The organism is Staphylococcus sp. HMSC061G12, assembly GCF_001838465.1.
GTDB lineage: Bacteria > Bacillota > Bacilli > Staphylococcales > Staphylococcaceae > Staphylococcus > Staphylococcus simulans.
The window spans coordinates 1-2,666 of record NZ_KV837117.1 but is presented as its reverse complement, the minus strand read 5'-3'; the positions used below and the strand labels follow the sequence as shown (position 1 = coordinate 2,666).

General features: G+C 32.4%; 2 protein-coding genes. One reads left to right on the top strand and one right to left on the bottom strand.

The window, feature by feature from the left end; genetic code table 11:
- Positions 1 to 92: 92 nt before the first annotated feature.
- Complete coding sequence (locus HMPREF2937_RS08265) at positions 93 to 2,012, bottom strand: heavy metal translocating P-type ATPase (protein ID WP_031791151.1); 1,920 nt, start codon at positions 2,010 to 2,012, stop codon at positions 93 to 95.
- 254 nt (positions 2,013 to 2,266) lie between these two features.
- Between HMPREF2937_RS08265 and HMPREF2937_RS08260 the strand changes: the two genes are divergently transcribed.
- Entirely contained in the window at positions 2,267 to 2,581 is a 315-nt protein-coding gene (locus tag HMPREF2937_RS08260; protein ID WP_031791152.1) for an ArsR/SmtB family transcription factor, read from the top strand.
- The last annotated feature ends 85 nt before the right edge of the window (positions 2,582 to 2,666 follow it).

Here is a 2,666-nt window from a genome sequence, read left to right as displayed (position 1 = left end):
ATTATACTATAAATTCAACTTTGCAACAGAACCAAAAAAGAACCCTATAGGTATAGGATTCTCGATACACGATTTTATCCAATTTCATGTATTCATTTAGAATTTAATAATCGGAGACCATTTAATATTACGACTAATGTACTTCCTTCATGAACGATCACACTAATGGCTATATCCGTTAATCCTACTAAGCTCACGATAATTAGAAAAGCTACAACTGCCATTGAAAAAATAATATTCTGCCAAATTAAACGATTCATTTTCGTAGAAATTTTATGAGACTGTGTTAATTTCGTTAAGTTATTTTGCATTAATACTAAGTCAGAAACCTCTACTGCCACATCAGTTCCATCTCCCATGGCTATTCCTACATCTGCATTGACAAGAGCTGGAGCATCATTTACACCATCTCCTACCATTGCGGTCACACCATATTTTTCTTTTTGTTTGTCAATAATTTTAGATTTTTCATCTGGCATGACATTGGCAATCACTTCGTCTATACCTAGCTTGCTTGCGACTGCTTTTCCTGTCATTTCCGAATCACCTGTAATTAACGTAGTATGAATACCTTGTTTATTGAAGTACTCAATAGTTTCTTTAGCATATTTACTTGGTACATCCATAAGTGCAATAAGGCCTATAACTTCTTCATCTACTGCTAGATATACGACAGTTTTCCCTTCAGATGCCCATTGATTATTTAATCGAACATATTCATCTGAGACGTCGTCAAAAGAAGTTGGTTTACCTATACGATATTTTCGACCATTATAGTCTCCGGACAATCCTTTTCCAATCTGATTTTCTACTTCAATAGAAAGTTGGTTTTTTGGTTCAAATTTTCTTAAAATAGCATCCGCTAAAGGATGATTGGAATTTTTCTCAAGAGCTACTACAATATCAATTATTTCTTCTTCATCCATAGAATCAGTAAAATAATGATTCGTGACTTCAGGTTTTCCTTTGGTTAAAGTTCCCGTCTTATCAAATGCAATAGCTTGAATATCAGCTAATTGAGATAGATAAGAACTCCCCTTAGAAAGAACGCCTTTTTTAGCTAAATTAGAAGTTGTTGATAAAGTTGCCGATACAGTAGCTGCTGCCAAAGCACATGGCGAAGCTGCAACTAAAAGAACCAATCCTCTATAAAAGCTTTGTGACCATGTCCAATCAAGTAGAAATGGAGTTAATAATATAAATAGTAATATGGCAACTAAAACAAATGTTACATATTTTGGTTCAAATTTTTGAATAATACTTGCAGCTTTAGTTTGGTTATCCTGGTTTTGATTCACTAATTGTAAAATTTTTGAAAACACCGTATCTTTATTTTCTTTCGTGACTTCCATTGTAAAAGTGCCCGTTCCATTTATTGTGCTCCCAAAAACTTCGTCTCCCTTGGACTTTTCTTTTGGTATACTCTCTCCATTAATAGAAGACTCATCAATAGACGTAGATCCAGACAAAATAATTCCATCAATAGGGACTTGATCACCATTTAATACTTGAAGGTGATTTCCAACTTTTAATTCATTAACTTTCACATTTTTTGTGCTACCGTCTGGGAGAATTAAACGAGCAGTTGTGGGATTCATTTCGAGTAATTTTGTAATTTCTCGTCTACTTCTTCCTTCTGCATAATCTTCTAGAAAATGTGCCCCAGAAAAAATAAAGATTAATAACGCACCTTCTCCAAAATTTCCCATCAAAGATGCTCCAATTGCTGCTAATCCCATTAAGATATGAGAATTAGGTATAAATCTTTTTTGACTTTTTGAGTTATGGATCGTCTCCCCAAGTCCTTCAAGGACAATAACATGGTACCCAGCGCTTATAGTAGCGATTAAGAACAAAATATTTTGTAAGATTTGATACTCTTTACTCAAAAAGAAAGCTATCAATGCTAGTGCTAAACCAATAAAGTACAAAATAATTGGCATTTTCCCATGATCATGGTCATGATCGTGACTATTATTTTCGTGTGAGTGTTGCTCTTGAATCTCTTTCATTTCTATCACCCTTCTTAATAAAACTATTTTTTTGAAATCGTAACGCTTACGAATTACATATGAAATAACATTCATATGTTTATGCGTTCATTATATATTGCTCTATCTGATTTGTCAAAAAAATAGTTATCTTATTTAGTTAATAAAAAAAATTGGACTATAAAACAGCTCTGCTTATGGAAAAACCTTGCTTTATAAAAATCTTGTGCTAACCTAAACATGAACGAACACACATATGAAAGAGAGGAAGTTTTATGAAATCATCATCAACTTCTCCGTTAACAAATGATTCTATCCAAGAGGTAAGTAAGATATTTAAAATGATTAGTGACCCTACACGTCTTTCAATTTTATTTCTTTTACAGAAAGAAGAACTTAGTGTTGGAGTAATTGCGCAGTCTTTAAGTATGGAACAATCAGCCATTTCTCACCAGTTAAAAACTTTAAAGACTTCAAGATTAGTAAAATCAAAAAGAGTTGGTAAAAATATGATTTATAGCCTTGACGATCTTCATATTTTTAGTATTCTTGAGCAAGTTTCAACTCATATCGGAGAACAAGAAAAATAAGCACAAACTACAAAGTTAAAATTATTTTACAATTCATTAGTTCAAATAAAGGGTTCTGTTGCAAAGTTGAATTTATAGTATAATT